This window comes from Halomonas sp. 18071143 (assembly GCF_019211725.1).
In the GTDB taxonomy this organism is placed as follows: domain Bacteria; phylum Pseudomonadota; class Gammaproteobacteria; order Pseudomonadales; family Halomonadaceae; genus Vreelandella; species Vreelandella stevensii.
The window spans coordinates 462207-488130 of sequence record NZ_CP078120.1; the positions used below are offsets into that span (position 1 = coordinate 462207).

A 25924-nucleotide genomic window follows, 5' to 3' on the forward strand; every position below is an offset into this window, starting at 1 on the left:
GCGTTGCCTGTGGGTGGGGGATTTCGCTCAAGGGAGTATGCATTCATGGCGCCATCCCATGCCGCCCCGGCCAGTTTTCTATGGCACGACTACGAGACCTTCGGTGCTGACCCACGCCGTGATCGGCCTGCCCAGTTTGCGGCACTGCGCACTGACGCCGAGCTCAACGAAATCGGCGATCCCATCGAGCTCTACTGCAAGCCCGCCGACGACTACCTGCCGCATCCGGCAGCCTGTCTGATTACCGGCATCACGCCTCAGAAAGCCCGTCGCAAAGGGCTGCCGGAAGCCCAGTTTGCCCAGCAGGTACAGCGCGCCATGAGCGAGCCGGGCACCTGTGTCGCGGGTTACAACAGCCTGCGCTTCGACGATGAAGTCTCCCGCCACCTGTTTTACCGCAACCTGCTCGACCCCTATGCCCGTGAGTGGCAGAACGGCAATTCTCGCTGGGACCTGATCGACGTCGTACGGGCTTTTTACGCGCTGCGCCCGGAGGGTATCGAGTGGCCGCTACGTGACGATGGCGCACCCAGCTTCAAACTGGAGCATCTGACGGCGGCCAACGGCATTGCCCATGAAGGGGCCCACGATGCGGTGGCCGATGTGCGTGCCACCATTGCCCTGGCAAGGTTGCTCAAGACGCGCAATCCCAAGCTGTTCGACTACTTGCTGGGCCTGCGCGGCAAACGGGCGGTGGCCCAGCAGCTGGATCTGCCGAATGCCAAGCCGCTGCTGCATATTTCGCGCCGCTACCCGGCCAGTCGTGGCTGTAGCGCCCTGGTCATGCCCTTGGCCGAGCATCCCACCAACCCCAACGGGGTGATCGTCTATGACCTGAGCGTGGCACCGGACGACCTGCTCTCATTGAGTGCCGAGCAGATTCGTGAGCGGGTGTTCGTCAGCCAGCAGGATCTTTCTGAAGGCGAGGCGCGTATTCCCCTCAAAGTGATTCACATCAACCGCTGCCCGGTGGTCTTTCCAGCCACGGTGCTCAAGGATATCGAGGGTGAGCACAAGGGAGAGTACGGGGCGATTGCTGCCCGGCTGGGTGTGGATATCGAGGCCTGCCGAGGCCACTGGAAAACCCTGCGCGCTGCCGCCGGGGTGGCCCAGAAGGTCAGAGAGGTGTTTGATGCCAAGCATGACGCATCGCCCCAGGACCCTGACCTGATGCTGTACGCCGGCAGCTTTTTCTCGGCGGCAGACCGCCAGCAGATGGAAAGCGTGCTGGCCATGGAGCCATGGGATCTGGTGGGTCAGCGCTTTGCCTTTCAGGATCCGCGTCTGGAAGAGATGCTGTTCCGCTTCCGCGCCCGTAGCTATCCGGAAACGCTGGAAGGCGATGAGCGTGAGCAGTGGGAAGCTTTTCGCTGGATGCGCATGAACGATCCGGCGTTATCCGGGTTTACCTTGAAGGCGTTTGCTCGAGAAATCGAACGTTACAATCAGCAGTCGCTGAGTGACCATGAGCGGCAGATACTGGAAGAGCTGGTGATGTACGTGGAGGCCATGATGCCCGCCCAGGCGTTCGACGCCTGAGCGGGGTGGAAGGCTAGCGCTCGTTGAAGGAGGCGCGTGCGTTGCGGTAGGCGGTGATGTCGCTGGGCGCGTCACCTGGGTCGAAGCGGATGTCCAGACGATGGCCGAGCAGCTCGGGCCACAGTGTCTGCAGCGCTTCCGGGGTAACGTCCAGTGCCAGCTCGGCCAGCCGCTCGCGGCGGTCAAAACGAATCTCTTCCAGTGCCGTGGCCTGCCAGTAGCGGTTGGCCATGCCCTGCAGGCTGGTGTCCCGCTGGCGCAGCCGGTCGTGCACGGCCTGACGGTGCGCGGCCAGCTCCTCATCGCTCAGCGCCTCGAGGCGCGCTTGCGCCTGGTGCAAGAAGTCATCCATGCGCTCGGCAATCGTGGCGCTATCCACATCGGGCGACTGCACGATCAGCGCAACCCCCGGTGCTTCCAGTAGCGGTGAGTAGCCCGCATTGACGATATAGCCCAGCTGCTCTTCGGTACGCAGCTGCTGGTAGAACGGCGTATCCAGCCACTGCGCCAGAACGCTGAGTCGTGCCTGCTCTTCGAGGCTCTGATCGCGCCCTTGCAGGTAGCGGAGTACCAGCGACTCTTCACGAGTGCTGTGAGGCTGTAGCGTGGTGGCGTCATCGGCCACCCGCAGCGGCAGCAGGGCAGGAATGTCGTCACGGCTCAGGCGCGGCGTCAGGGCGCCGCGGATCAGACTGGCCTGCTCCCGTGCCTGGTCGGCGGTCAGGTTACCCACGGCCATGGCGTCGATGTACAGATTGCCCAGGAAGCGGCGCCGGAAGTTGTCCAGGTGCTGTTTCTCCAGGCGCTGGCTTGCTTCCAGCAGCTCGGCACTGGACCACTGCGGGGTCAGCAGGGCTTCGCCCAGCGCGCGGCTGGCCTGCCCGGTGAGCGATCCCTGCGGTGCATTACGCCACTCGCGTTGCAGCTGATAACGCACGCGCTCGAAGGCGCTTGCCGAAATGTCGGCCTGTTTGAGTTGCGCAATGGCCTGCTCGATCAGCGGCGTTTGCCCATCCCGCCAACCCGAAAACGACAGCGTGATGCCGCGTGCATGGGGGTAGGCGCTGAAGGCTTGCCCTGCCAGCCAGGCGGGGTAGAGCGATTCGTTGAGGCTGTCGTTCAGCCAGCTGGCCAGCAGGCGTGTCAGCACCGCTTCTTCGGCTGAGTAGCTGGCGCTGGGGTGCTGCAGGCTGACCCGCCATTCGACGCTGGGCGTGTTGAATCGACTATCCTGCATGTGCCAGGCGGCAAAGGTCTCTGTGTCGATGAGCGAGGAGGGGCGCTCGTCCTGGCCGGGCTGCAGCGTCAGGTCTTCGGCAATGAAGGGGTTGGGTTCTGCCAGCGCCAGGCCCTCCAGGGCCCGGCCCGGCTGTGCAGGCTTCTGCTCGCGCCACTGGGTATTGAACCAGGGCGAGACCTGTTCGCTTTCGATATCCGGGGCGGAGTAGAAACGCAGCATGTTCTGAGGTGTCAGCGCATCCAGATACTCCTGCTGACGCTCGCTATCCATGCCATCCATACGATACGGCGCGTACTGCACGTCTTCCACAGGGTAGCGCGAAAGGCTCATGGCCAGGCGCGTGGCTTCCTGTTGGGGCGCGCCGTGCTGCTGGAAGCGGAAGGCCTGCTCGCTCAACCGCTGCTGTTCCTCATAGCGCCATTCGGCCAGGCCCTCTTCGCGAACCTGTTCGATGGCGGCAAAGAGGGTAGCCTCGATATCGTCCAGCCGCTCGGCCCCGGCGGGGGTCAGGCTGATGGAGACGGTGAACAGGGCGTGGTTGCCGTCACCGCGGCCCACGCCGGCGGATAGCCCATCGGCCAGTCCTGCCTGGCGGAGCACGGCCAGTAAGCTGCCGTCGCTCTCGTCACCCAATAGATGGGAGATGAGCTGGGTGGGCTTGGTGCGGTACTCGTCCGTGGGGTCTGGAATCGGAAAGTAAAAACGCAGCTGACGGCGGTCCTGCAGTGACTGACGCTCGATATAGCGGGGGAGCGTATCCGAATCCACCAGCGGTGCATCGATCACCGGCACGCTGAGACCGTGATCCGGGATCTCGGCAAAGCGCTCGACCACCAGGCTTTCCAGCTCGTCCAGCGGCTGAGGAGCGACTACGGCCAGGTTCATTACATTGGCATCGTAGTAGCGATGATAGAAGTCGATCACCCGCTCACGCAGCGTCGCCTCGCCCTCTGGCGGGTTGGCCAGGGTGTCACGGCTGCCCACGGCAAAGCCGGTGGTGGCGTTCGCTGGGTTGAGCAACTGGTTCAGGACGTCGTTCTCGCGCCGCGACTCATCACGTATGCGCGCCATGTACTCGGAGTGGACGATATTGCGTTCGCTCTCCAGCTGGTCGGCATTGAACAGCGGTGAGAGGAAGAATTCGCTGAAACGATCCAAGGCGCCGGGCAGTGCCGAGGGCGCGACATCGAAGAAGTAGTTGGTGTCCTGCTGGGCAGTGAAGGCGTTGTGGGAGCCCGCATTATCGGAAATGAAACGCTGGTAGGCATCCGACTGGGGGTAGGGTTCGGTGCCCAGAAACAGCATGTGTTCCAGGAAGTGCGCCAGCCCCTGCAGATCTTCCGGGTCTTGTGCACTGCCGACCCGCACGTTCATGGAGGCCGCCGCCTTGTCGGCGCTGGGGTCGCTGACCAGCAGCGCCTGTAGGCCATTTTCCAGCGTCAGTACCCGGTAGTCACGCTCGTCGAAGGGGCTGACGGTGGGGGTCACGATGTCGGCAATGGGGCTCTCTTCGGCCCAGGTGGCGGGCAGTGCCCCCCAAAGTAGCCCTGTAGACAGGCCAAGGACGATGTGCCGCGTCGCAACGCGCGGCGGGTAAGCAGGGATGAGTCGCAGCATTACAGCTCCTGTGGCACGGTCCAGCGCAGCATGGGCCCAACGGGATGCGCGCAGGAGGGTGACTGAAAGGCAGGGTTGTTCACATGCCTTGATACCGGAAAAGCGCCCAACAGTTCCAGAGGGGCCGGCATCAATAGCGGTGTCAGTTGGCTGGGGTCGGTGTTCGGGTCCAGCCATGTCGATACGTCTTCGGGGGCGATCACCACCGGCAGGCGGTCGGTCAGCGGTGACAGGCAGGCATTGGCCGGCACGCTGATCAAGGCCGTCGAGTCGGTATAGGTCGTCAAGGTGGTGTGGTAGCGGCACCAGAGGGCACCCAGCAGCAGGGGGGTGCGCTGCACGTGGGTCACCAGATAAGGCTGCTTGTTGCGTGCCTGGGGCTTCCAGACATAAAAGCCGCTCACCGGGATCACGCAGCGCCGGGCGTTGAACGCCTCCTGAAACATGGCGCGTTTGCTCAGGGTTTCGGCCCTGGCACAGTGGGGGGCGTGATCTAGCACTTTCAGCCATGGGGGAGTGAGACCCCAGAACAGCGGTGACAGCGTCATGCGGCCCTGCGCCATGCGAATGGCAGAGACAGGCTGGCGCGGGGCCATGTTCGGCGACTCGATCGGCGGCGCCGCCGAGGTGAGCGCTGGCAATAGACGAGCGAGCGGTAAGCGCTGTACGTGTAGGCGTCCCGTCATGCGGTCTCCTCGAGTGCAACGCGGTCGCTTGACTGCCACTGGGCAAGGTCAAAACGGGGTAAGCGGCGTGAATACGTTAAATGTCGTGTTTTAGTGTCGAAAACAGTGTTCGATGTAAGGTATCCTATCGTAGTCCTTGCTCACGCTAAAGCGCGATGAGGCAATCTTTCCTGTTTGCCGTTGACCCTAAGAGATCGCCATGGCCCGTCCCAGACAGCATGCGCCCGACGCCCTCCATACGCAGGTCATGCACGCTTGTGATGGGTGGTTGGCTCAGCAGCCAGTTCATGGCCTATCACTGCGTGCCCTGGCCCGCGAGGTGGGTTGTGCGCCCAGTACCCTGCTCAAGTTATATGGCAGCTTCAATAACCTGTTGCAGCATGTCAACGTTGAGACCCTGGCCCGGTTGCAGCAGACCATTACCGGCTTGGCGGCCGATGACCCTGAACCCTGGCTGCGTGCCCTGGCGCATGCCTATTGGCGCTTTGCCGAGCAGGATTGTTACCGCTGGCAGCTGTTGTTCGACTATCCGCTGGCCCAGGAGGGTGAGCTGGATCAGCGCCAAAGCGATCTCATCGAGGCGCTGTTTACTCAGGTGGAAACCTCACTGAAACAGTACCAGCCCGCGCTGGACGACCTCGAAGCGCGCCGTCTGGGGCGTACGCTGTGGGGGAGTGTGCATGGCCTGGTGCAACTGGGATTGAACGAGCGGTTGGGCTACTGGCAGGGGCAGCAGTTGAAGGTCGATGAGCTGTTGGAGCAGTTGATGAGCACGGTATTGGCCGGATTGCGGCACCGGGAGGCGGTGACGTGACAGCAGGGGTGAAGGCGCTGCGCCGCCTGCTACGTCGTTTGATCTATCTTGCCATGCGTGGCTGCTATCGGTTGACGGTGCATGGGCAAGGGCACGTGCCGAAACAGGGCGCGGCGCTGGTGGTGTGCAACCATGTCAGTTTCATGGACGCTCTGGTGCTGGGAGGCGCCAGCCCCCGACCGCTGCGGTTCGTGATGGACCAGCCCATCTTCGAGTCCCGCTGGCTCAAGTGGTGGTTTCAACTGGTAGGCGCCATTCCCATCGAGTCGGAGCGCCATAGTCCCGGCGCGCTGCGGCGGACGCTGGACGAAGTCAGCAAGGCGCTGCGCGATGGCGACGTGGTCATGGTGTTTCCTGAAGGGCGTTTGACCCCCGATGGCGAGATTCACACCTTTCGGCGTGGGCTGGAGACCATTCTGGCCCGTGACAACGTGCCGGTGATTCCTGCCGGGCTGGCCGGGCTGTGGGGCTCCTGGACGTCACATCACGGCGGCAAAGCCTTGAAGAAGTGGCCTTCGCGGTTCAGGGCGCCGGTCAGCCTGCACTTCGGCCCGCCTATTGCGGTGCAGGAGGTAGAAGGTGTTGCCCTGCGTCGCTATCTGGAAACCCGGGTAAGGGCCCTCAAGGCCGCGGCCGATAGCGATATCGCACACCGCTAGCCGCGTCAGCGACGCGGCAGGCGGTGCTTCTGCCAGCAGCGGGCGGAAGTGATCAGGTTGTCGCGAATCTCGAGAATTTCCATCCGTGTATTGCCTATCTGCAGGCAGGCCGGACCGTCCGGGAAAGATTCCAGATGTTCGAGAATCAGCCCGTTGAGGGTTTTCGGGCCGTCGGTGGGCAGTTGCCAGCCCAGCATCTTGTTGATCTCGCGGATATTGGCCGTGCCTTCTATGACGTGGCTGCCATCGTCCTGCTGATGAATCTCGTCGTCTTCGGACACGTCGGTGGTGAACTCGCCGACGATCTCTTCCAGAATGTCTTCCAGAGTGACCAGTCCTTCCACATCGCCATACTCGTCGACGACGATGCCGATACGCCGCTTCTGTTTCTGGAAATTCAGCAGTTGGGTATGCAGGGGTGTCGACTCGGGAATGAAATAGGGCTCACGCGCTTCCTGAACGATGGCGGCCTTGGTGACTTCATCGCGAGATAAAAAGCGTGCTGCGTTGCGCAGGTGCAGCATACCGATGATGTTGTTGATATCGCCTTTATAGACCGGCAAGCGGGTATGCTGGCTGGTGCGGATCTGGGTCAGGATCTCTTCCAGGGAGTCGTCCAGATCGATGCCCAGCACTTCATGCCGCGGCACCATGATGTCGTTCACCGTGACGTTTTCGAGATCCAGAATCGACAGCAGCATGGCCCGGTGGCGGTAAGGAATCAGGGTGCCTGCTTCATGCACCACGGTACGCAGCTCGTCGCGGGTCAGGCTGTCACCGCCGTTGTCGACGCTTTTCACGCCAACGAGCCTCAGCAGTCCATTGGAGACCATATTGACCAGCCATACCAGCGGGTAGAGCAGCTTGAGCAGCGGCTCCAGTGCTACCGACGTGGGGTAGGCGATGCGCTCGGGCTTGATGGCTGCGTAGGTCTTGGGCGTGACCTCGGCAAAGACCAGGATGGTGATGGTCAGTAACGCCGTCGCGACGGCTGGCCCTGTGACATCGCCAAAAAAGTGAATGGCGATGATGGTCGCGATGGATGCGGCCAGGTTGTTGACGAAGTTGTTGCCAATCAGGATGACGCCAATCAGGCGGTCGGGACGTGTCAGCAGGCGCATGACCCGTTTGGCGCGGCGGTCGCCGCTGTTTGCCTGGTGGCTGAGTCGATAGCGGTTGATCGACATCATGCCCGTTTCGGAGCTGGAGAAGAAGGCAGACAGTAAAATCAGCAAGGCTAGCAGGCCGAACAGTAACCCCAGGGGGAAGTCGTCGCTCAAGTCGAATGTTCCTTTATGGCGTGTCAGGCTCGATTTGTAGAGTCATGCGGGTAGCGTGTCAAGGAGCGCTTAGCGATTCAGCAGGATTTCCAGCACGAACTTGCTGCCAAAATACGCCAGCAGCAGCAGGGCGCATCCCCCGAGGGTCCAGCGCACCGCGCGCATACCACGCCAGCCGAAACGGTAGCGGCCCACCAGCAGCGTCGTGAAGATGATCCAGGCCCCCAGCGACAGCACGGTCTTGTGGGCCAGGTGCTGGGCAAACAGGTTGTCCAGGAAGATCAGGCCGCTGGCGATGGATACCGTGAGCAGCAGAATGCCCGCCCACACCAGCTCGAACAGCACCCGCTCCATGGTGGTCAGCGGTGGTAGTGACTGCACGATGCCGCGTATGTGGTGATGGCGCAGGGCCTGGTTTTGTAGCCCCACCAATACCGCCTGCACGGCGGCGATGGCCAGCACGGCGAAGGCCAGGGCCGAGCTGACCGCGTGCAGCAGGATACCGGGGGTCAAGCCGCTGTGGCTACCCTGGCTGGGCAGCCAGGTGGCGACGATGAGCGCGATGCCCGCCAGCGGAAACAGCACGATACCGGCGTTCAAGACGGGCTTGAACAGGCTGGCCACCAGCACCACGTTGACCGCCACGGCCATCAATAGCGTGGCGCTGGTGGTGAAGCCGGGGGCGGCGCCCACCAGCTTGACCACCACGGGAATATGCAGCAGCAGGCCAAGGGCGCCCAACAGGCGCACCATGCCCTGGCGTGGCGGCACGCGGCGAAACAGCGTCATGCCCTGCCAGATGGCAGCAGCAACGTAGAGTACAAAGGCAATCGTGGCGAAAGGTAGCGCCTGCATGATGCTATCCGTGCGCCTGGCAGCGCGTCATGGGGTAAACGTGGCGACCGGCCAAACGTTTCTGCAAAACGTCGCAGGGTCCGGTCACTGCCGCTTCTTCTAAAGCGGTACTGCTACTATAACGAATCATGGCAGCATCGCACAGTCATGGCTAGCCAACGCTTGCGGCCATGGAGACTGACGGCGTGAGCGCGTATAATCGATGTCACATTCGTCCGGTGAAGACACCCGGCGACAGCGACGGAGGCAGAGGCCCCATGTTTCAGAATTTGAGCGAGCGTCTATCCCAGACGCTGAAGTCTATCAAGGGTCAGGCGCGCCTGACCGACGACAACATCAAGGACACGCTGCGAGAAGTGCGCAAGGCGCTGCTCGAGGCCGACGTGGCGCTGCCCGTGGTCAAGGCGTTCATCGAGCGGGTGCGTGAACGTGCGGTAGGCCAGGAAGTCTCCAAGAGCCTGTCGCCGGGTCAGCAGTTCGTCAAGATCGTCCAGCAGGAGCTGGAAGCCATCATGGGCGAGGCCAATGAAGGCCTCTCCCTGAAAGGCTCTCCTGCCGTGGTGCTGATGGCAGGTTTGCAGGGCGCGGGTAAAACCACCTCGGTGGCCAAGCTGGCCCGCTACCTGCGCGAGCGCGAAAAGAAGAAAGTGCTGGTGGTTTCGGCAGACGTCTATCGCCCTGCGGCCATCGACCAGTTGGAAACCCTCGCCAAAGAGGTGCAGGTAGATTTCTATCCGTCGCGCTCTGACGAAAAGCCGGTGGATATCGCCACGGCAGCCATCAAACACGCCAAAATTCAGTTCCATGACGTCGTACTGGTAGATACCGCTGGCCGCCTGGCCATCGACGACGCCATGATGGCCGAAATTCAGGCCCTGCATAAAGCCATCGAACCCCAGGAAACGCTGTTCGTCGTCGACGCCATGACCGGTCAGGATGCGGTGAATACCGCCAAGGCCTTCCATGAAGCGCTGCCGCTAACCGGCGTCATTCTGACCAAGGCCGACGGCGATGCCCGTGGCGGTGCCGCGCTGTCGGTGCGCCACGTGACCGGCAAGCCGATCAAGTTCATGGGGGTGGGTGAAAAGGTCGATGCCCTGGAGCCCTTCCATCCTGATCGCGTAGCCTCGCGCATTCTGGGCATGGGCGACATGCTGTCGCTGATCGAAGAAGCCGAGCGCACCGTCGACAAGGACAAGGCCGCGAAGCTGGCCAGTAAGGTCAAGAAAGGCGATGGTTTCGACCTGGAAGACTTCCGCGACCAGCTCCAGCAGCTCAAGAAAATGGGCGGCATGGGCGGCCTGTTGGGCAAGCTGCCGGGCATGGGTCAGATGGCAGAGATGGCCCAGGGCCCCGGGCCAGAAAAGGAGCTGGGCAAGCTGGAGGCGCTGATCAACTCCATGACGCCCAAGGAGCGCCGCAAGCCCGACATCATCAACGGTTCGCGCAAACGCCGCATTGCGGCAGGTGCCGGACTGCAGGTGCCGGACCTGAACCGGCTGCTGAAGCAGCACAAGCAGATGCAAAAGATGATGAAGAAAGCCGGCCAGAAGGGCGGCATGCAGAAGATGATGCGTGGCATGTCCGGCATGATGGGGGGCAAAGGCCCCGGCGGCCCAGGTGGCCCCGGCGGTATGGGGGGCATGGGCGGAATGGGTGGCCCGGGTGGTTTGCCCTGGCGCTGAGCCCGCCTGATGCCCCTTTGCAAGGTTGACGGCCTGTGAGTTTTCTGGCTGTCAGGCTTTCCAAGCAGGTCGCATTTGCGTAGAATGCGGCCTCTTCATGTTTGGGTGTTGCTGAAAAGTGCTCTGGCACTGGGCGATATTCCATGGATGAAGGTCCTGAAGGTGCCCTCTGCTGGGCCAGGCAAGCGTTTCGCAAGCCCTGGTGAGGCAGGAGCACCAAGAAAACAGTATGACGAGTGTTCTGATAGCGCATTGGCGCTATGCCCCACTCGCGTAACCTCAACCGAAGGATAGTTATCGTATGGTTACCATTCGTTTGGCACGTGGTGGCGCCAAGAAGCGTCCCTTTTATCACCTGACCGTGACCGACTCTCGCAACGCCCGTGACGGCCGTTTCATCGAGCGTATCGGTTTCTTCAACCCGGTTGCCCGTGGTCAGGAAGAGCGTCTGCGCGTTGATCTGGACCGTGTGACTCACTGGCAGAGCCAAGGCGCCCAGCTGTCTGGTCGCGTTGCCGAGCTGGTCAAGGAAGCACGCAAGCAGGCGTAAGCCTGAGCGTTGTGTGAGATATCGCCGTTCATCAATGCTGTTGTGGAGTGGTCGTCAATGACGCGTTTTGAAACCAGCCCGACTGACGACACGCACGTTGTGCTTGGTAAGCTGACCAGCCCTCACGGGATCAAAGGTTGGCTGAAGGTCTACTCCTATACCAATCCCATGGACAGCATTCTGGAATACCCTGAGTGGTGGGTGCGTCAAGGTAATACGTTGACCCCCATGCGCGTCGTTCAGGGCAGTCGGCAAGGCAAGGGACTGGTTGTGCAACTGAAAGGGGTCGATGACCGTACGGCGGCCGAAGCGCTGGCCCAGGCGGACATTCTGATGCCCAAGGACGCACTGCCCGAGCTTTCCGACGATGAGTATTACTGGCATGAGCTCGAGGGCCTCGCGGTCTTTACTCAGTCAGGCGAGCGGCTGGGACGGGTCAGCTACCTGTTCGAGACCGGCGCAAACGATGTCATGGTGGTACGTGGAGACGACGACGCAATCGACAAGCGAGAGCGATTGTTGCCTTTCCTGCCCGATGACGTGATCGTTGAGATCCACCTGGAAGAGGGCCGTATGGTCGTCGACTGGGACCCCGAGTTTTGATGAGCCAGAACGCTTTGACGGAACGAACGGAAACGGATGCGACGATGACTTCACCGGCACCCGTGGAAAGTGCGACAGACGCGCCCGCCATGTGGATTGGCGTGGTATCACTGTTCCCTGACATGTTCGATGCGATTACCCAGCAGGGTGTGATCGGTCGAGCCGTCGAGAAGCAGCAGATTGCCCTGGAGTTCTGGAATCCACGCGACTACGCCACCGACCGCCATCGCAGTGTCGATGATCGCCCTTACGGGGGTGGCCCCGGCATGCTGATGAAGGTCGATACCCTCAGGGCTGCGATTGCCGATGCCCGCCAGCGCGCGGAGCAGGCAACCGGTTTGACGCCCACCGTGATCTACTTGTCGCCCCAGGGGCGCAAGCTCGATCAGCAGGGAGTTCAGGCGCTGGCCGCCGCAGGACCCCTGGTGGTGGTTGCCGGGCGCTATGAAGGTATCGATGAGCGTGTGGTGGAGAGTGACATCGATGAAGAGTGGTCGATCGGTGACTATGTGCTCAGTGGCGGCGAACTGCCGGCCATGGTACTGATCGACGCAGCGGCAAGGCTGATACCCGGTGTACTGGGTCATCAGGACTCCGCTATCGAGGACTCGTTTAACGACGGCCTGCTGGACTGCCCGCACTATACTCGCCCGGAAGTGATCGACGGGCGCAAAGTGCCTGACGTGCTGTTGAGCGGTAACCATGCCGCCATCAAGCGCTGGCGGTTGAAGCAGTCTCTGGGGCGTACCTGGCAGCGTCGACCTGACCTGCTGAGCGGACGTACCCTGAATGCCGAGCAGCAACGGCTGCTGGATGAGTTCATCGAGGAACACGCCTCGTCTGTGGTGTCGACAACGACACCCTAGAGGATGGCGGCGGTGCAGGGCGAAGGCGTTGGCCAGCGCACCTGTGTCACCCATAACGACTCCCGCGTGGCTCGCTTCGAGCGCCGGGATCACGGTTTGCCCCTTCCACAACTGCGCGGCAAACCACTACGTTATTTAGGAGCATGAAGATGAGCAGCAAGAACAAGGTGATCCAGGCGATCGAAGCCGAGCAAATGAGCAAAGAGATTCCTGCTTTTGCACCGGGCGACACCGTTGTCGTTCAGGTTAAAGTAAAAGAAGGTACTCGCGAGCGTCTGCAGGCGTTTGAAGGTGTGGTCATCGGCAAGCGTAACCGTGGCCTGAACTCCGCTTTCACCGTGCGCAAGATTTCTCACGGTGTTGGCGTTGAGCGTACTTTCCAGACTTACAGCCCGCTGGTTGACTCCATCGAAGTCAAGCGTCGCGGTGACGTTCGTCAAGCCAAGCTTTACTACCTGCGTGAGCGTAGCGGTAAATCTGCACGTATCAAGGAAAAGCTGGTTTAATCACCACGCTTTCACGGGCGCTTGGCGCTCGGATACGGAAAACCCCGTTACCGCTTTGCGGAGCGGGGTTTTTGTTTATCGTTCTAGCATGAGACCGTTTGCGTATGAGCATGATCGATGCGTATCTGGATGCTCTGTGGTTAGAGCAGGGCGCCAGTGACCATACGCTAGCGGCCTACCGTCGAGACTTGACGGCCTGGCAGCAGTGGCTGGCGGAGGAGGGCGAGACGCTGTTGACGGCCTCGCCGGACCGCCTGGGCGTGTGGCTCGACCAGCGCCGTGAGCAGGGGTATCAGCTGCGCAGCAATGCGCGCCTGGTGTCGTCGCTGCGCAGCTTCTATCGCTGGGCGCGGCTGTACGGGCATATCGATGCCGACCCGTTGGCCCGCGTGGCGCTGCCACGGGTGCGCCCCAGCCTGCCCAACACGCTGGAAGAAGACGAAGTGGAGCGGCTGCTGCTGGCGCCGGACATCGAAACGCCGCTGGGCGTGCGTGACCGCGCCATGCTGGAGTTGCTGTACGCCTGTGGGTTGCGGGTTTCCGAGCTGGTGGGTTTGACCGGCGATGCGGTGAACCTGCGCCAAGGAGTGGTGCGGGTGCGAGGCAAGGGCGACAAGGATCGCCTGGTGCCCATGGGAGAAGAGGCTGCCGAGTGGTTGGAGCGCTACCTGCGCACGGCGCGTCCTGCCTTGATGCAGGACCCGACGCGGCCTGCACTGTTTCCCGGTCGTGGTGACCGAGCCATGACCCGCCAGACCTTTTGGCACCGTATCAAGGCCCACGCCATCACGGCCGGTATCTCGAGGCCACTGTCGCCGCATACGCTGCGTCATGCGTTTGCCACCCACTTATTGAATCATGGTGCCAATTTACGTGTCGTACAGCTGCTGCTGGGTCATAGCGATCTATCGACCACGCAAATTTATACGCACGTTGCCCAGGCGCGCCTGGAGCAGCTGCATGCCGATCACCATCCAAGAGGTTGAGAAAAGAATGCGTCAACGTATGCCTGAATGTGTAGCGTCCCGTGCCCCCTGGTGGGTGCTGGCAATCAGCCTGCTGCCCTCGCTGGCTCTGGCGGACTCCACGGCCGACCGCTTGGCCGAAAGCCTGAGTGTCAATGGCCAGCCGATGCCGGTGGAGCAGGTCAGCGTCACGCCGATGGAGGGCATCTACCATGTGCGCCTGGAGAGCGGTGAGTCGTTCTACTCCAATGCCGATGGCAGCCACTTTCTGGTGGGGGATCTGTTTGAAAACGCCGATAATGGGCTGGTCAACCTGACCGAGCAGTCGCGCAATCAGCAGCGGGCCGAGGCGCTGGCCGCCATCCCCGAAGACGAACGTGTCATCTTTCGCGGCGTCGGTGAGCCCAAGGCCACGGTGGTGGTGTTTACCGACCCCACCTGCCCCTATTGCGAGCGCCTCCATGAGACCGTGCCCGAGCTCAACGAACGTGGGATTGCGGTACACTATCTCGCTTTTCCACGAGCTGGTATGGGCAGTGGCGCCGCTAACACCCTCCAGCAAGTCTGGTGCTCTGATAACCGCAGTGAAGCGATGAATCAGGCTAAAGAGGGCCAGACGATTGCCGCAGAAGCCAGCTGCGATAACCCGGTGGCAGATCAGTACGCCTTGGGGCAAGCGCTAGGGGTGCAAGGCACGCCAGCTATTATCCTGCCCGATGGGCAAATGGTGCCTGGATTTGTACCCCCCGAGCGGCTCGTTGCCATGTTAGGCTTGGAAGATGAATAACGTCACATAAGTGACGAACGGACACGCTGAGACACTGATTTAAGAAGCGGCACCCGCGGGTGCCCAACACGAAAGGGGAAGTATTTTGAAACCGGTAAGAGTAGGCATTTGTGGGCTAGGTACGGTTGGTGGTGGCACGTTCAACGTGCTGACGCGTAATGCGGACGATATCAGTCGCCGCGCGGGCCGTCCCATCGTCATCGAACAGGTCGCTCACCGCAGTATTCATGCTGACTGTGATATTACCGGCATCAACGCCACCACCGACGTGTTCGAAGTGGCCAACAACCCCAACGTGGACGTGCTCGTCGAACTGATCGGTGGCTACGACATCGCCCGTGAGCTGGTGCTGACGGCCATTGCCAATGGCAAGCACGTGGTGACGGCCAACAAGGCGCTGATCGCGGTGCACGGCAACGAGATCTTCCGTGCGGCCCACGAAAAGGGCGTGATCGTGGCGTTCGAGGCGGCGGTAGCTGGCGGCATTCCCGTCATCAAGTCCCTGCGTGAGGGGCTGGGTGCCAACCGTATCGAGTGGGTGGCCGGTATCATCAACGGCACCGGCAACTTCATCCTGACCCACATGCGGGACGAGGGCCGTGCCTTTGAAGACGTGCTGGCCGAGGCCCAGGCGCTTGGCTATGCCGAAGCCGACCCCACCTTCGACGTGGAAGGCATCGATGCGGCGCACAAGCTGACCATTCTGGCCTCCATCGCCTATGGCGTGCCGCTGCAGTTTGAAAAAGCCTTTACCGAAGGCATCTCGCGGATCACCGCCGAAGACGTGGAGCAAGCCGACAACCTCGGTTATGTGATCAAGCACCTGGGGATCTCCAAGCGTACCGATCAAGGGCTGGAGCTGCGGGTGCATCCCACGCTGATTCCAAAAGAGCGTTTGCTGGCCAATGTCCACGGGGTGAAAAACGCCATCGCGGTCATGGGCGACGCCGTGGGCCCGACGCTCTATTACGGTGCCGGTGCCGGTGCCGAGCCAACGGCGTCAGCCGTGGTGGCCGACCTGCTGGACGTGGCACGTGATATCGCCACCGACCACCACTATCGAGTGCCTTACCTGGCGTTCAGCGGCATCGACGAAGACGTCAGCCAGCTGCCGATCATGCCCATGGAAGAGATCACCACGGCCTACTACCTGCGCCTGCTGGCGGTGGACCGTCCTGGTGTGCTGGCGCGGGTGGCGACGATTCTCGCCGAGCAGGGCATCTCCATCGAAGCGCTGATCCAGAAAGAAGCCACCGAAGGCGAGCTGGTGCCGATCATTCTGCTGACCCACCGCACCAAAGAGCGCCAGATGAACGCAGCGATCCGCGAGATCGAAGCCATGGCCGATATTGCAGGCCCTGTCACCCGCATTCGTGTGGAAGCCCTGGACGAAGGAGAGTGAGCATGCGCTACGTCAGTACTCGCGGTCAGGCCCCTGCGCTCTCGTTCGAGGAAGTCGTGCTCACCGGCATGGCCAGCGACGGCGGCCTCTACGTGCCGGAAAGCGTCCCGACCTTCAGCCGTGAAGAGCTGGCCAGCATGGCCGGGCTCTCCTATGCCGAGATCGCCTTCCGGGTCATGAAGCCCTTCGTCAACGGCGAGATCGACGACGAGACGTTCCACGGCCTGGTCACCGATGCCTACGCCACGTTCAATCACGACGCGGTGCTGCCGCTGAAGCAGCTCGACGCCAACCACTTCCTGCTGGAGCAGTTCCACGGGCCCACGCTGGCGTTCAAGGACGTGGCACTGCAACTGCTGGGGCGGCTGTTGGATCACTTCCTGAAAAAGCGTGACGAGCGTGCGGTGATCATGGGCGCCACGTCCGGGGATACCGGCTCGGCGGCCATCGAAGGCTGCCGCCATTGCGACAACCTGGATATCTTCATTCTGCACCCCCACAACCGCGTGTCGGAAGTGCAGCGTCGTCAGATGACCACGGTACTGGCAGACAACGTGTTCAACGTGGCCATCGAGGGCAACTTCGACGATGCCCAGGCCATGGTCAAGGCCAGCTTTGCCAACCAGGGCTTCCTGAACGGCACCCGGCTGGTGGCGGTGAATTCGATCAACTGGGCGCGCATCATGGCCCAGATCGTCTACTACGTGGCCGCCGGGGTCGCACTGGGCGCACCGCAGCGGGAAGTGAGCTTCTGTGTGCCATCGGCCAACTTCGGCAACGTCTTTGCGGGCTACATGGCCTACAAGATGGGGCTGCCAGTGAAGCAGTTCATCATTGCCACCAATGCCAACGACATTCTGCATCGTACCCTGGCGGCCAACGACTTCTCCAAAAAGGAGCTGGCTGCCACGCTAGCGCCCTCCATGGATATCGTCGTGTCGTCCAACTTCGAGCGTCTGCTGTTCGATGCCTACGAGCGTGATGGCGACGCCGTGGCCGCCCTGCTGGAGCGCTTCCAGCAGGAGCCCACGGCGCTGGCCGATGCGCCGCTGGCCAAGCTGCGGGAAAAATTCGCCAGCTACAGCGTGGATGACGCCACGATTCTGGAAGTCATTCGCGAAGCCCATCGCCGCACGGGTGAGATTCTCGACCCCCATACCGCCACCGGTTATCGCGCGGCGGAGCGGGCGCGTCAGGATACCACCACGCCAATGATCACCCTGGCCACGGCCCACCCGGCGAAATTTGCCGAAGCCGTGGTCAAGGCGGGCTTCCAGGGCGTGCCGCTACCCACGCACATGAACGATCTGCTGGAGCGTGAAGAGCGCTACACCGTACTGCCGGCGGAGCTGGGTGCGGTGCAGCAGTTCGTTGCCGACAACCGTCGCTGAGGTGGCATGACGACAGTGTCACCCCTCTCAGCCAGTCATCCTCGCCTCGAGCCTCGTCCCCTGGACGAGGCTGTTTACATGCGCGCCCAGGCGCAAGGGCTAAGCGAGCTGCAGGCACGCCTGTTGGCGTCGCGGCTGCCCGGCTATACCGGCGAACTGACACCGCTGGTGTCGCCCAGCCTGCGCTATCTGGTGCACCCTGAAAAGCTGGCCGATGGTCGGCGCGCCGCGGAGCGTATCGCCCAGGCCGTCGCCGAAGGCGAGTCCATCGGCATCCTGACCGATTACGATGTCGATGGCATCACTTCCCATGTGGTCATCCGGCGCACTCTGGTCGAGCTGTTTGGCGTGCCCGAGCATAAGCTGCACAGCCTGATTGGCCACCGTATTCACGATGGCTATGGCATCAGCCTACCGCTGGTGGAGCGTACGCTCGGCTTGAAGCCGCTGCCCACACTGGTGATCACCGCCGACTGTGGCAGCTCCGACGAGCCGCGGATCGCGCGCTTGAAAGCGGCGGGGATCGACGTGGTGGTCAGCGACCACCATGCGCTGCCCTTGGAAGGCCCGCCGCCCTCGGCTTACGCCTGCGTCAACCCCACCCGCAGCGACTGTCGCTATCCGGATAAAACCATCGCAGGCTGCATGGTGGCGTGGCTACTGATGTCACTGGCCCGTAGCGTGTTGGTGGAGTGGGGCGCGCTGCCGGATGCCACCCCCAAGCTCTCGCCCTGGCTCTCCTACGTGGCCCTGGGCACGGTGGCCGACTGCGTCTCGTTGGGGGGCAGCCCTGCCAACCGAGCGGTGGTCAGCCATGGGTTGACCCTGATCAACCGTATGGATGCCGCCTGCTGGCGCGCCATGGCCGCGCGGTTAGGGGCCGACAGTGTCCCGTTCAACGCCGAAACCCTGGCGTTTCAGATGGGCCCGCGCATCAATGCCCGCTCGCGGCTGGACGACCCCTATGCGGCGCTGCACTTCATGCTGGCCGAGAGCGACGGCGTCGCCAATCGGCAGTTGGAGGTGCTGGATCAGGATAATCAGTCGCGCAAGGCCATCGAAGCCGACATGACCGAGGAAGCCAAGGCGCTGGCGGTCGCGGCTCTGGAGGCCAATGAGCCCGCTATCGTGGTGCTGCTGGAAGACGGCCACCCCGGCGTGCAAGGGATCGTCGCTTCCCGCCTGGTACAGGCCTATGGCCGTCCGGCGCTGATACTGACGCGGGCCGCTGCACCCAACATGCTGACCGGTTCTGGCCGCTCCATCGACGGCCTGCATCTGCGCGACGCGCTGCAAAGAACCTTCGAGCTGGCACCAGAGGCGCTGCCGCGCTTTGGCGGGCACCGCGGTGCCGCAGGGGTCGGTGTGCCCAGGGAGCAGCTGGTGGCCTTCAAGGCGGCTTTTCTGCAGGCCGTTGGCGAGCAACTGGGCAACATGCCGCTCTACCCTCGCCTATGGACCGATGGCGAGCTGTCAACGGCCCAGCTTAGCCTGGCCACGCTGGAAGAGATCGAGACCCTGGGCCCCTATGGCCGGGAGTTCGAACCTCCGCTGTTCGAAGGACGCTTCATCGTGGAGGCGCTGCGCCCGGTGGGAGCCGAAGGCTCGCATCTGATGATGGAGCTTTCCATGGGAGCGGTGACCAGCAAGGCGATCTGGTTTCGCGCCCTGACGCCGGGCGAGCTGCCTTCGTTTGGGGTGGGCGACACCCTGCACTGTGCCTACAAGCTCAACCGCAACCGCTGGCGCGGTCGCGAGGCACTGCAGTTGATGGTGGAGCACGCTAGCCCCGTTTGACGCGCTCCGCTATCCTCGCGTCCTTGGCCGATGCCCCGGCCGCTCCAACAATCCTAAAAAGGACGCATCGATGCGTATGGAAGATCTTCCCAAGGACCCCCACAAGCCCTACGAGGACGTGATGGCGATGCTGCTGGGCACGCTGTTCGTGGCGCTGGGAGTCACCCTGTATACCCACGCGGTGCTGCTGACAGGCAGCACCGCCGGGATGGCGCTGCTGCTGAATTACCTGAGCGGATGGGGGTTCGGTGTGTGGTTCTTTGCCATCAACCTGCCGTTTTACTATCTGGCCATCAAGCGCATGGGCTGGAGCTTTACGCTACGTACCTTTGCCGCCATTGGCCTGGTCTCGCTATTTTCCGAGTTGACCCAGCGCTGGGTCAGTTTTGAAAGCGTCCCTTCGCTGTACGCCGCCGTGATGGGCGGCGCGCTGATGGGCATTGGCATGCTGATGCTGTTTCGCCACCGCACCAGCCTTGGCGGCATCAACATTCTGGCGCTCTACCTGCAAGACAAGCATGGCCTGCGGGCAGGCTTTGTGCAGCTGGGAATCGACGCCGTGATCCTGCTGGTGGCACTCACCCAGCTACCCCTAGACCGCGTAGGCTACTCGGTGTTGGGGGCGCTGATGCTCAACTTGATTATCGCCCTGAACCACAAGCCAGGGCGTTATATCGGGGTTAGCTAAGCGGTTGCTAGTTAAGCCAAAACCACCAGACGATCAAGCCAATGACGGCGATACCCGCAAGATTGATCAGTAAACTCATACGGCCTCCTGCTGGGTGGGCTTCCATAACCGCAGGCGGTTGGCGTTGCTGACCACGGTGATGGAGGAGAGCGACATGGCCGCGCCCGCAATAATGGGTGACAGCAGCATGCCGGTCATGGGGTAGAGCACGCCAGCGGCAATCGGGATGCACAGCACGTTATAGCCAAACGCGCCGATCAGGTTCTGCTTGATGTTAGAGAGCGTGGCACGGCTCAGTTCAATCGCCGTGGCCACGCCGTGTAGTGAACCGCGCATCAGCGTAATACCGGCGCTCTCCATGGCGATATCGGTACCCTGGCCAATGGCAAAACCCACGTTGGCTCGGGCCAGCGCGGGGGCGTCGTTAATACCGTCGCCCACCATGCCGACCACTTCGCCCGCCGCTTGGCGGCGCTCAATTTCTGCGTGCTTGTCGTCAGGCGTCATACCTGCCTTGAACTCGCTAATGCCGACCTCGCGGGCCACCGCAGCAGCGGTATGCTCGTTATCGCCCGTCAACATCACCACGGTTAACCCATCATCCTGCAAGCGCTTCACGGCGGCGGCGGCATCTTTGCGCAGCGGGTCGCTAACGCCGAAGAGGGCGGCCAGCTTGCCATTCACCGCTAAATAAACCAGCGAGCGCGCCTTGGCTTCCAACTGGCGAATGCTCTCGTCTGCTGGGGAAAGATCAACGCCAGCCTCATCCAGTAGCCGCGCATTGCCTAGCAGCAGCGTGTCATTAGCTTGGCTGGTGCCTTTAACACCGCCGCCGGTCACGCTATCAAAGCTAGCCAGCGTATCGGGTCGGGCGCCTTGCTCTTCGGCGTAGGCCGTCAGCGCTTTGGCAAGGGGGTGCTCGGAGCGGCTCTCTAAGGCGGCCACCCAGGCCAGTACTTGGGTGCTATCATCGTGCAGCACCGTTGCCTCGGTGACGCGCGGTTTGCCTTCGGTCAGCGTTCCCGTTTTATCGACGACCAGTGTGTTCAGGCGGCTAGCGGTTTGCAGCGCTTCGCCGCTGCGCACCAGCACGCCATGCTCGGCGGCTTTGCCCACGCCAATCATGGTAGAGATCGGGGTGGCCAAGCCCAGCGCGCAGGGGCAGGCGATAATTAGCACCGTAGTAGCAGTAACCAGCATATGAATAGCCACCGGAGCGGGTCCGAGGTTGTACCAGGCAAGGGCCGTTAGCACCGCAATAATCATCACGGCGGGTACAAATATGCCTGAGATCGTATCGGCCAGCTCGCCAATCGGTGGGCGGGAGTTTTGTGCGCTGGCCACCTGCTCGGTAATGCGCCCCAAACGGGTATCGCGGCCGATGCGCGTGGCGCGGTACACCAAGCTACCGTTACCGTTCACCGTGCCCGCGCTTACGTCATCGTCCGCTGTTTTATGCACGGGCACCGGTTCGCCGGTAAGCATGGATTCATCGATATAGCTCTGGCCGTCGAGCACTACGCCATCCACCGGCAGCCGCTCACCGGGGCGCACGCGAATATGGTCATCCAGCGCTACATCGTCCACCGCGATTTCTTGTTCAACGCCGTCGCGTATCACCCGGGCGGTTTTCTCCTGCAGGTCGAGCAGCCGTTTCAAGGCGTTGCTGGTGCGACCGCGGGCTTTGAGCTCCAGTGCATTGCCCAACAAAATCAGGCCGATCACCATGGCAGAGGCTTCAAAATAGATGCCGTGAGCCACCTCAGGCAACCAGGGGGCAAAGAGCACCACCATCATGGAGTAGAGCCAGGCGGTGCCGGTACCCATGGCCACCAGGGTGTCCATGTTGGCTTGATGATGCTTGAGGTTCTTCCATGCATTCACAAAGAAGTGGCGGCCAGGAAAGACCAGAATGGCCAGGGTGAGCAGGCCAATCACCAGCCAGAACAAGCGCCCCATCCCCACCGGGTGTGGGTGATAGAAAAACATACTGAGCATGAGCGGTAGCGCCAAGGCGAGCGAGTAGGCACTACCCTTCAGGCGGATTTTATAGAGCCGCGCTTCTTGTTCTGCACGCGTCTCTTCGGCGGCGCGCATATCGACAATCGGTTCGGCGCGGTAGCCTGCGGCATCGACGGCGGCCAGCAGCGTTGCTGCATCGACATGGCCAAATACCTGGGCGGTATGGGTCGCGAAATTGACGCTGGCCGTATCCACGCCTTGTGCGCGTTCCAAGGCTTTCTGGACACTTTTGACACAGCTGGCGCAGGTCATGCCGGTGATGGCCAGGCGTATTCGCTGGCTGCCCTGGTGGGAGCGTGGCGTGTCAGCCGTGTGGGCCGCTGCCGTCGAGTCGTTACCTTCGGCCTCGGTTTTGGTGTCGTCAACAGCTGGCGGGGCCAGCTCGCTGGGAGGGTAGCCTGCCTTTGCCAGGGCGTCATCCAGAGCCGTCATGCTCAGGGTGGTGGCAACCTCCAGGCGTTTGTCGGCTGGGAAGCCGATTACCTCGGCAGTGGCGTCCTCGGCGAGAATTGCTTCCCGCATGCGCTTGACGCAGCCCTGGCAGTTCATGCCGGGCACGGTGCGGGTCAGCGTTGTGGGCGGTGCGGGGCGTTGGGGCATGCTGCATCCTCGGGAAAACTTTCGATCAAGCGGCACAGGCTGTGGCCATCGGGGGTGCCGTCGGGCATGGCCTGCCAGCTCTCCAGCGCCTGCTCCATGCGGTGCGCCAGCGCTTCCAGCTCGGCAATGCGCGCCCTGATTTGCGGCAGGCGATGGGCCAGCAGGTCGCGTACCAGTGGGCAGGGCGAGTCGCCCTGGTCGGCATGGGCCAGAATGTCGCGTATTTCGGCCACGCTAAAACCCAGTTTGCGGGCGCGCTGAATGAAGTGCAGGCGCTCCAGGTCCCCAGCGGTGTAGAGCTGATAGCCATTGTCTGGATGCCTGCTCGGCGTCAAGAGGCCTTCACGGGTGTAGTGACGCACCGTTTCCGCCGTGACGCCACCGCGTTTGGCCAGTTCACCGACTTTGATGGCGCTCACGAAGCCTCCTTTTTGACATCGCTTTCGAAAAAGATAGTGTAAAACCCTTGGGTAACCCATAGGTCAAGGGCCGCCCTCATCTCCATCGAAATGACTAAAACACTGATTTCAAACGACCGTGCGACTAATGTATAAGTAAAAAACAAAATAAAACGCTCGTTTGCCCTTGAACCAAACCCTACATTGGGCGAAAACTTAGGTGTCAGAACAATGCGGATGGAACGCACCGTCCGACGGATCATCGGGAGAGAGGCCCACTATGTATAATAACTTTAAAAAGCTCACCCTGACCGCTGCAGTAGCAGCGGTAGCATTTGCCAGCCAAGCTAACGCAGGCGGGTACCAAATCAACGAACAGAGCGTTAGCGGCCAGGGGTATGGTCACGCAGGCCGTAGCTCAAACGTCAACGACGCCACCATCGTGTTTGGTAACCCTGCGGGTATGTCGTTCCTGGATCGCGCTCAGGTGACGGCGGGCGGCACTTATCTGAACGTGAATACAGACATTCGTAACGTGGAAGCCAGCCGCACGCTTGATGCGGGCGTGGCGATGGGTGGCGCACCTGCCGGGGTGCAGGTGCCGATTGGTGGCGTACCCGGTACCAACGATGGCGACATGGTGCCAGGCACTCTCATACCCTTTGCTTTCTATGCTCAGCCGGTCAATGACCGCTTGGCCTTTGGCTTTGGCGTGTATGCTCCCTTTGGTGCTAAAACCGACTACGAAGATAGTTTCCAGGGCCGTTACTTTGGCGACTACACCGAAATCCGCGTGGTCAGTGCACAACCCACGGTTTCCTACCGCTTCAACGACCAGTGGTCGGTAGGTGCCGGTGTGACCTATAACCGCGTCGACGGTGAGCTGCGTCGTCAGCTGCCCACGGGGCCTGGGTTCGACCCGGCCACGGATGTCGATTCTCGCGTGGAAGGGGATGACGATGCCTGGGGTTACAACCTGGGGGTGATCTATCAGCCTGTTCCTGAAACCACGTTCGGCCTGACCTATCGCTCCAAGGTGGACTACACCCTGGATGGCACCTTCGTGGCGCGTGACCCTGCGGGCAACGTGGTGCGGGCGGATGATAATGCAACGCTGGATTTGACCACGCCTGAAACCATCAACTTCTCGTTGACGCAACAGATGAGTGATCGGCTGAAGCTGATGTTTGGCACTTCGTGGGTACGCTGGAGTCGCTTCGATCAGATTCTGGTCCAGGGCAGCCAGGGCGATACCATTACCCAGGAGCAGCAGGATTACTCCAACGCCTGGGCGTTCGCGACCGGTGGCGAGTACCAGTTGACACCGCAGCTTGCCCTGCGTGCAGGCGTCACGCTCGACTTCACGCCCACCAGCGATGAGTTCCGCAGCGTACGTATTCCGTCAGATGACCGGCGCATTTTCTCGATTGGCGCAGGCTGGAGCCCCACGCCAGACCTGACGCTTGATTTCGCCTACTCCTACCTGACCGAGCGTGGCACCTTCGTCGAGCAAGAACGGCGCGACCTGCTGGCCAGCGCACAAACCGGCGGCCAGCCCATTGGCGGGGTGAACTACTCGGCTGACTACAAGAACGAAGCCCATGGCTTCGGTGCTCAGCTGACCTATCGGTTCTGATGTGACGGCTCGCGCTTACTGATCGACTGACCCGGCTTCGGCCGGGTTTTTTGCTTTCTCAGGGTGGGTGCGATTGGCAGCGGGTTTGGTTACAATGCCTGCCAGAATGTCGCCGTTGGGGTGGCGGGCACCGTCTCAGGTGGCCAGGCCGTCCCAACGGCGACTGTCTCTTTTGCGGCGCGAGGCGACCCCCGCGTCAGCGAGCTTTATTTACCGACCAAGATTAGGGCGATCCATGCTGGAAACCAACCCGATTCACAACCAGATCAAGGACCTGTCTGAGCGGACAGACGTTCTTAGGGGGTATCTTTGACTATGCCGAGCGTAAAGATCGGCTAGAAGAAGTTTCCCGCGAGCTCGAAGACCCCAACGTCTGGAACGACCCGGAATACGCCCAGAAACTGGGCAAGGAACGGGCCTCCCTGGAAGCCATCGTGGCCACCATCGACGAGCTGGAGCAGGGCCTGGCGGATAGCCGCGACCTGTTGGAGCTGGCCGAGATGGAAGAAGACGAGGCCACGGTCGAGGAAGTCCGCAAGGAGCTGTCCGGGCTGCAAGATGCGTTGGAAAAACTCGAGTTTCGCCGCATGTTCTCGGGAGAAATGGACGAGAACAACGCTTATCTGGATATTCAGTCAGGATCGGGCGGCACCGAAGCTCAGGATTGGGCCAACATTCTGCTGCGCATGTACCTGCGCTGGGCCGAAAGCCACGGCTTCAAGACCGAGATCATCGAAATCTCTGCCGGGGAAGTCGCGGGTATCAAGTCGGCGTCGCTGCATATTCAGGGTGACCATGCCTTTGGCTGGCTGCGTACCGAAACCGGCGTCCATCGTCTGGTGCGCAAGAGCCCCTTCGACTCGGGTGGTCGTCGCCACACCTCGTTTGCCTCCGTCTTTCTGTCGCCAGAAATCGACGACAGCTTCGAGGTCGAGATCAACCCGTCGGACCTGCGCGTGGATACCTACCGCTCCAGCGGTGCGGGTGGCCAGCACGTCAACACCACCGACTCGGCGGTGCGGATCACCCACGAGCCCACCGGCATCGTGGTGGCCTGTCAAAACCAGCGTAGCCAGCATGCCAACCGCGACTTCGCCATGAAGCAGTTGAAAGCGAAGCTGTGGGAATTCGAAATGCAAAAGCGCAACGCTGCCAAGCAGGAAGCGGAAGACTCCAAGGCCGATATCGGCTGGGGTAGCCAGATTCGCTCTTACGTACTGGATGATCAGCGCATTAAAGATCTGCGTACCGGCGTTCAGTCCAGCAACTGCGACAAGGTGCTCGACGGGGATTTAGATCAGTTTATCGTCGCCAGCCTGAAGCAGGGTTTGTAATCTT

22 protein-coding genes are annotated in these 25924 nt (G+C 61.7%); 16 read left to right on the forward strand and 6 right to left on the reverse strand.

Annotated elements, in window-relative coordinates; translation table 11 throughout:
- Window positions 1-45 precede the first annotated feature (45 nt).
- Window positions 46-1539, forward strand: a complete 1494-nt coding sequence (gene sbcB / locus KVY02_RS02310) for an exodeoxyribonuclease I (protein ID WP_081138816.1) — start codon at window positions 46-48, stop codon at window positions 1537-1539.
- 13 nt (window positions 1540-1552) lie between these two features.
- Here the strand turns inward: sbcB and KVY02_RS02315 are convergent, their stop codons facing one another.
- Complete coding sequence (locus KVY02_RS02315) at window positions 1553-4396, reverse strand: insulinase family protein (protein WP_218314241.1); 2844 nt, start codon at window positions 4394-4396, stop codon at window positions 1553-1555.
- On the reverse strand, window positions 4396-5082 hold the full coding sequence (locus KVY02_RS02320; RefSeq protein ID WP_218314242.1) for an SOS response-associated peptidase: 687 nt from the start codon (window positions 5080-5082) through the stop codon (window positions 4396-4398). Before KVY02_RS02320 ends, KVY02_RS02315 begins: the two co-directional genes overlap by 1 nt.
- Before the next feature lie 199 nt (window positions 5083-5281).
- Between KVY02_RS02320 and KVY02_RS02325 the strand changes: the two genes are divergently transcribed.
- Both KVY02_RS02325 and KVY02_RS02330 read left to right on the forward strand, forming a co-directional pair.
- Complete coding sequence (locus tag KVY02_RS02325; RefSeq protein WP_218314243.1) at window positions 5282-5896, forward strand: TetR/AcrR family transcriptional regulator; 615 nt, start codon at window positions 5282-5284, stop codon at window positions 5894-5896.
- A gap of 53 nt (window positions 5897-5949) precedes the next feature.
- On the forward strand, window positions 5950-6555 hold the full coding sequence (locus KVY02_RS02330) for a 1-acyl-sn-glycerol-3-phosphate acyltransferase (RefSeq protein WP_371317414.1): 606 nt from the start codon (window positions 5950-5952) through the stop codon (window positions 6553-6555).
- Window positions 6556-6560: 5 nt separating this feature from the next.
- Here KVY02_RS02330 and KVY02_RS02335 read toward each other — a convergent pair whose 3' ends face one another.
- Together KVY02_RS02335 and KVY02_RS02340 are read right to left on the reverse strand one after the other, a co-directional pair.
- On the reverse strand, window positions 6561-7835 hold the full coding sequence (locus KVY02_RS02335) for an HlyC/CorC family transporter (protein WP_218314244.1): 1275 nt from the start codon (window positions 7833-7835) through the stop codon (window positions 6561-6563).
- A 69-nt stretch (window positions 7836-7904) separates the two neighbouring features.
- Window positions 7905-8690, reverse strand: a complete 786-nt coding sequence (locus KVY02_RS02340; protein WP_218314245.1) for a cytochrome C assembly family protein — start codon at window positions 8688-8690, stop codon at window positions 7905-7907.
- A gap of 257 nt (window positions 8691-8947) precedes the next feature.
- Between KVY02_RS02340 and ffh the strand changes: the two genes are divergently transcribed.
- The 11 genes from ffh to KVY02_RS02395 all read left to right on the forward strand — a co-directional run bounded on the left by ffh (window position 8948) and on the right by KVY02_RS02395 (window position 19930).
- A complete protein-coding gene (gene ffh, locus KVY02_RS02345; RefSeq protein WP_081193952.1) occupies window positions 8948-10375 on the forward strand; it encodes a signal recognition particle protein in 1428 nt (475 codons plus the stop codon).
- A gap of 301 nt (window positions 10376-10676) precedes the next feature.
- Window positions 10677-10925 carry a 30S ribosomal protein S16 gene (gene rpsP, locus KVY02_RS02350; protein WP_009098555.1) on the forward strand — a complete coding sequence of 83 codons (249 nt, stop codon included), beginning with the start codon at window positions 10677-10679 and terminating at the stop codon, window positions 10923-10925.
- Between the two features lie 57 nt (window positions 10926-10982).
- Window positions 10983-11528: a ribosome maturation factor RimM gene (gene rimM, locus KVY02_RS02355; protein ID WP_016915997.1), complete on the forward strand. Its 546-nt coding sequence runs from the start codon at window positions 10983-10985 to the stop codon at window positions 11526-11528.
- Window positions 11529-11617: 89 nt separating this feature from the next.
- On the forward strand, window positions 11618-12394 hold the full coding sequence (gene trmD / locus KVY02_RS02360) for a tRNA (guanosine(37)-N1)-methyltransferase TrmD (protein WP_144984778.1): 777 nt from the start codon (window positions 11618-11620) through the stop codon (window positions 12392-12394).
- A 149-nt stretch (window positions 12395-12543) separates the two neighbouring features.
- Window positions 12544-12900: a 50S ribosomal protein L19 gene (rplS, locus tag KVY02_RS02365; RefSeq protein ID WP_016915999.1), complete on the forward strand. Its 357-nt coding sequence runs from the start codon at window positions 12544-12546 to the stop codon at window positions 12898-12900.
- Between the two features lie 104 nt (window positions 12901-13004).
- Window positions 13005-13886 carry a site-specific tyrosine recombinase XerD gene (gene xerD / locus KVY02_RS02370; RefSeq protein ID WP_016916000.1) on the forward strand — a complete coding sequence of 294 codons (882 nt, stop codon included), beginning with the start codon at window positions 13005-13007 and terminating at the stop codon, window positions 13884-13886.
- Between the two features lie 19 nt (window positions 13887-13905).
- Window positions 13906-14652, forward strand: a complete 747-nt coding sequence (locus tag KVY02_RS02375) for a DsbC family protein (protein ID WP_256357551.1) — start codon at window positions 13906-13908, stop codon at window positions 14650-14652.
- An 85-nt stretch (window positions 14653-14737) separates the two neighbouring features.
- Window positions 14738-16054, forward strand: coding sequence for a homoserine dehydrogenase (locus tag KVY02_RS02380; protein WP_039183386.1), 1317 nt, complete (start codon window positions 14738-14740; stop codon window positions 16052-16054).
- Window positions 16055-16056: 2 nt separating this feature from the next.
- A complete protein-coding gene (thrC, locus tag KVY02_RS02385; RefSeq protein WP_016916003.1) occupies window positions 16057-17445 on the forward strand; it encodes a threonine synthase in 1389 nt (462 codons plus the stop codon).
- Between the two features lie 6 nt (window positions 17446-17451).
- Entirely contained in the window at window positions 17452-19242 is a 1791-nt protein-coding gene (locus KVY02_RS02390; RefSeq protein ID WP_026001960.1) for a single-stranded-DNA-specific exonuclease RecJ, read from the forward strand.
- Window positions 19243-19312: 70 nt separating this feature from the next.
- On the forward strand, window positions 19313-19930 hold the full coding sequence (locus KVY02_RS02395; RefSeq protein ID WP_016916005.1) for a YitT family protein: 618 nt from the start codon (window positions 19313-19315) through the stop codon (window positions 19928-19930).
- 75 nt (window positions 19931-20005) lie between these two features.
- On the opposite strand, the gene KVY02_RS02400 is transcribed toward KVY02_RS02395, so the two are convergent.
- Both KVY02_RS02400 and KVY02_RS02405 read right to left on the reverse strand, forming a co-directional pair.
- A complete protein-coding gene (locus KVY02_RS02400; protein ID WP_218314248.1) occupies window positions 20006-22552 on the reverse strand; it encodes a heavy metal translocating P-type ATPase in 2547 nt (848 codons plus the stop codon).
- Complete coding sequence (locus tag KVY02_RS02405; RefSeq protein ID WP_218315029.1) at window positions 22519-22962, reverse strand: MerR family transcriptional regulator; 444 nt, start codon at window positions 22960-22962, stop codon at window positions 22519-22521. The genes KVY02_RS02400 and KVY02_RS02405 overlap by 34 nt, the downstream gene beginning before the upstream one ends.
- A gap of 268 nt (window positions 22963-23230) precedes the next feature.
- Between KVY02_RS02405 and KVY02_RS02410 the strand changes: the two genes are divergently transcribed.
- Both KVY02_RS02410 and prfB read left to right on the forward strand, forming a co-directional pair.
- Window positions 23231-24586, forward strand: a complete 1356-nt coding sequence (locus tag KVY02_RS02410) for an OmpP1/FadL family transporter (protein WP_218314249.1) — start codon at window positions 23231-23233, stop codon at window positions 24584-24586.
- 235 nt (window positions 24587-24821) lie between these two features.
- Window positions 24822-25920 (forward strand): peptide chain release factor 2 gene (prfB, locus tag KVY02_RS02415; protein WP_139790145.1). Its coding sequence is split into 2 segments (ribosomal slippage): window positions 24822-24896 and window positions 24898-25920, totalling 1098 coding nucleotides; the frame shifts between segments, so codons are not numbered across the junction.
- Window positions 25921-25924 lie beyond the last annotated feature (4 nt).

Bases quoted from the DNA above. Each gene is read 5' to 3' on its own strand.
- KVY02_RS02375 (WP_256357551.1), top strand. From the start codon at position 13,906: ATGCCTGAATGTGTAGCGTCCCGTGCCCCCTGGTGGGTGCTGGCAATC.
- KVY02_RS02340 (WP_218314245.1), bottom strand. From the start codon at position 8,690: ATGCAGGCGCTACCTTTCGCCACGATTGCCTTTGTACTCTACGTTGCT.
- rimM (WP_016915997.1), top strand. From the start codon at position 10,983: ATGACGCGTTTTGAAACCAGCCCGACTGACGACACGCACGTTGTGCTT.
- rplS (WP_016915999.1), top strand. From the start codon at position 12,544: ATGAGCAGCAAGAACAAGGTGATCCAGGCGATCGAAGCCGAGCAAATG.
- ffh (WP_081193952.1), top strand. From the start codon at position 8,948: ATGTTTCAGAATTTGAGCGAGCGTCTATCCCAGACGCTGAAGTCTATC.
- KVY02_RS02330 (WP_371317414.1), top strand. From the start codon at position 5,950: ATGCGTGGCTGCTATCGGTTGACGGTGCATGGGCAAGGGCACGTGCCG.
- xerD (WP_016916000.1), top strand. From the start codon at position 13,005: ATGAGCATGATCGATGCGTATCTGGATGCTCTGTGGTTAGAGCAGGGC.
- rpsP (WP_009098555.1), top strand. From the start codon at position 10,677: ATGGTTACCATTCGTTTGGCACGTGGTGGCGCCAAGAAGCGTCCCTTT.
- trmD (WP_144984778.1), top strand. From the start codon at position 11,618: ATGTGGATTGGCGTGGTATCACTGTTCCCTGACATGTTCGATGCGATT.
- sbcB (WP_081138816.1), top strand. From the start codon at position 46: ATGGCGCCATCCCATGCCGCCCCGGCCAGTTTTCTATGGCACGACTAC.
- KVY02_RS02410 (WP_218314249.1), top strand. From the start codon at position 23,231: ATGTATAATAACTTTAAAAAGCTCACCCTGACCGCTGCAGTAGCAGCG.
- KVY02_RS02395 (WP_016916005.1), top strand. From the start codon at position 19,313: ATGCGTATGGAAGATCTTCCCAAGGACCCCCACAAGCCCTACGAGGAC.
- KVY02_RS02315 (WP_218314241.1), bottom strand. From the start codon at position 4,396: ATGCTGCGACTCATCCCTGCTTACCCGCCGCGCGTTGCGACGCGGCAC.
- KVY02_RS02390 (WP_026001960.1), top strand. From the start codon at position 17,452: ATGACGACAGTGTCACCCCTCTCAGCCAGTCATCCTCGCCTCGAGCCT.
- KVY02_RS02325 (WP_218314243.1), top strand. From the start codon at position 5,282: ATGGCCCGTCCCAGACAGCATGCGCCCGACGCCCTCCATACGCAGGTC.
- KVY02_RS02320 (WP_218314242.1), bottom strand. From the start codon at position 5,082: ATGACGGGACGCCTACACGTACAGCGCTTACCGCTCGCTCGTCTATTG.
- thrC (WP_016916003.1), top strand. From the start codon at position 16,057: ATGCGCTACGTCAGTACTCGCGGTCAGGCCCCTGCGCTCTCGTTCGAG.
- KVY02_RS02400 (WP_218314248.1), bottom strand. From the start codon at position 22,552: ATGCCCCAACGCCCCGCACCGCCCACAACGCTGACCCGCACCGTGCCC.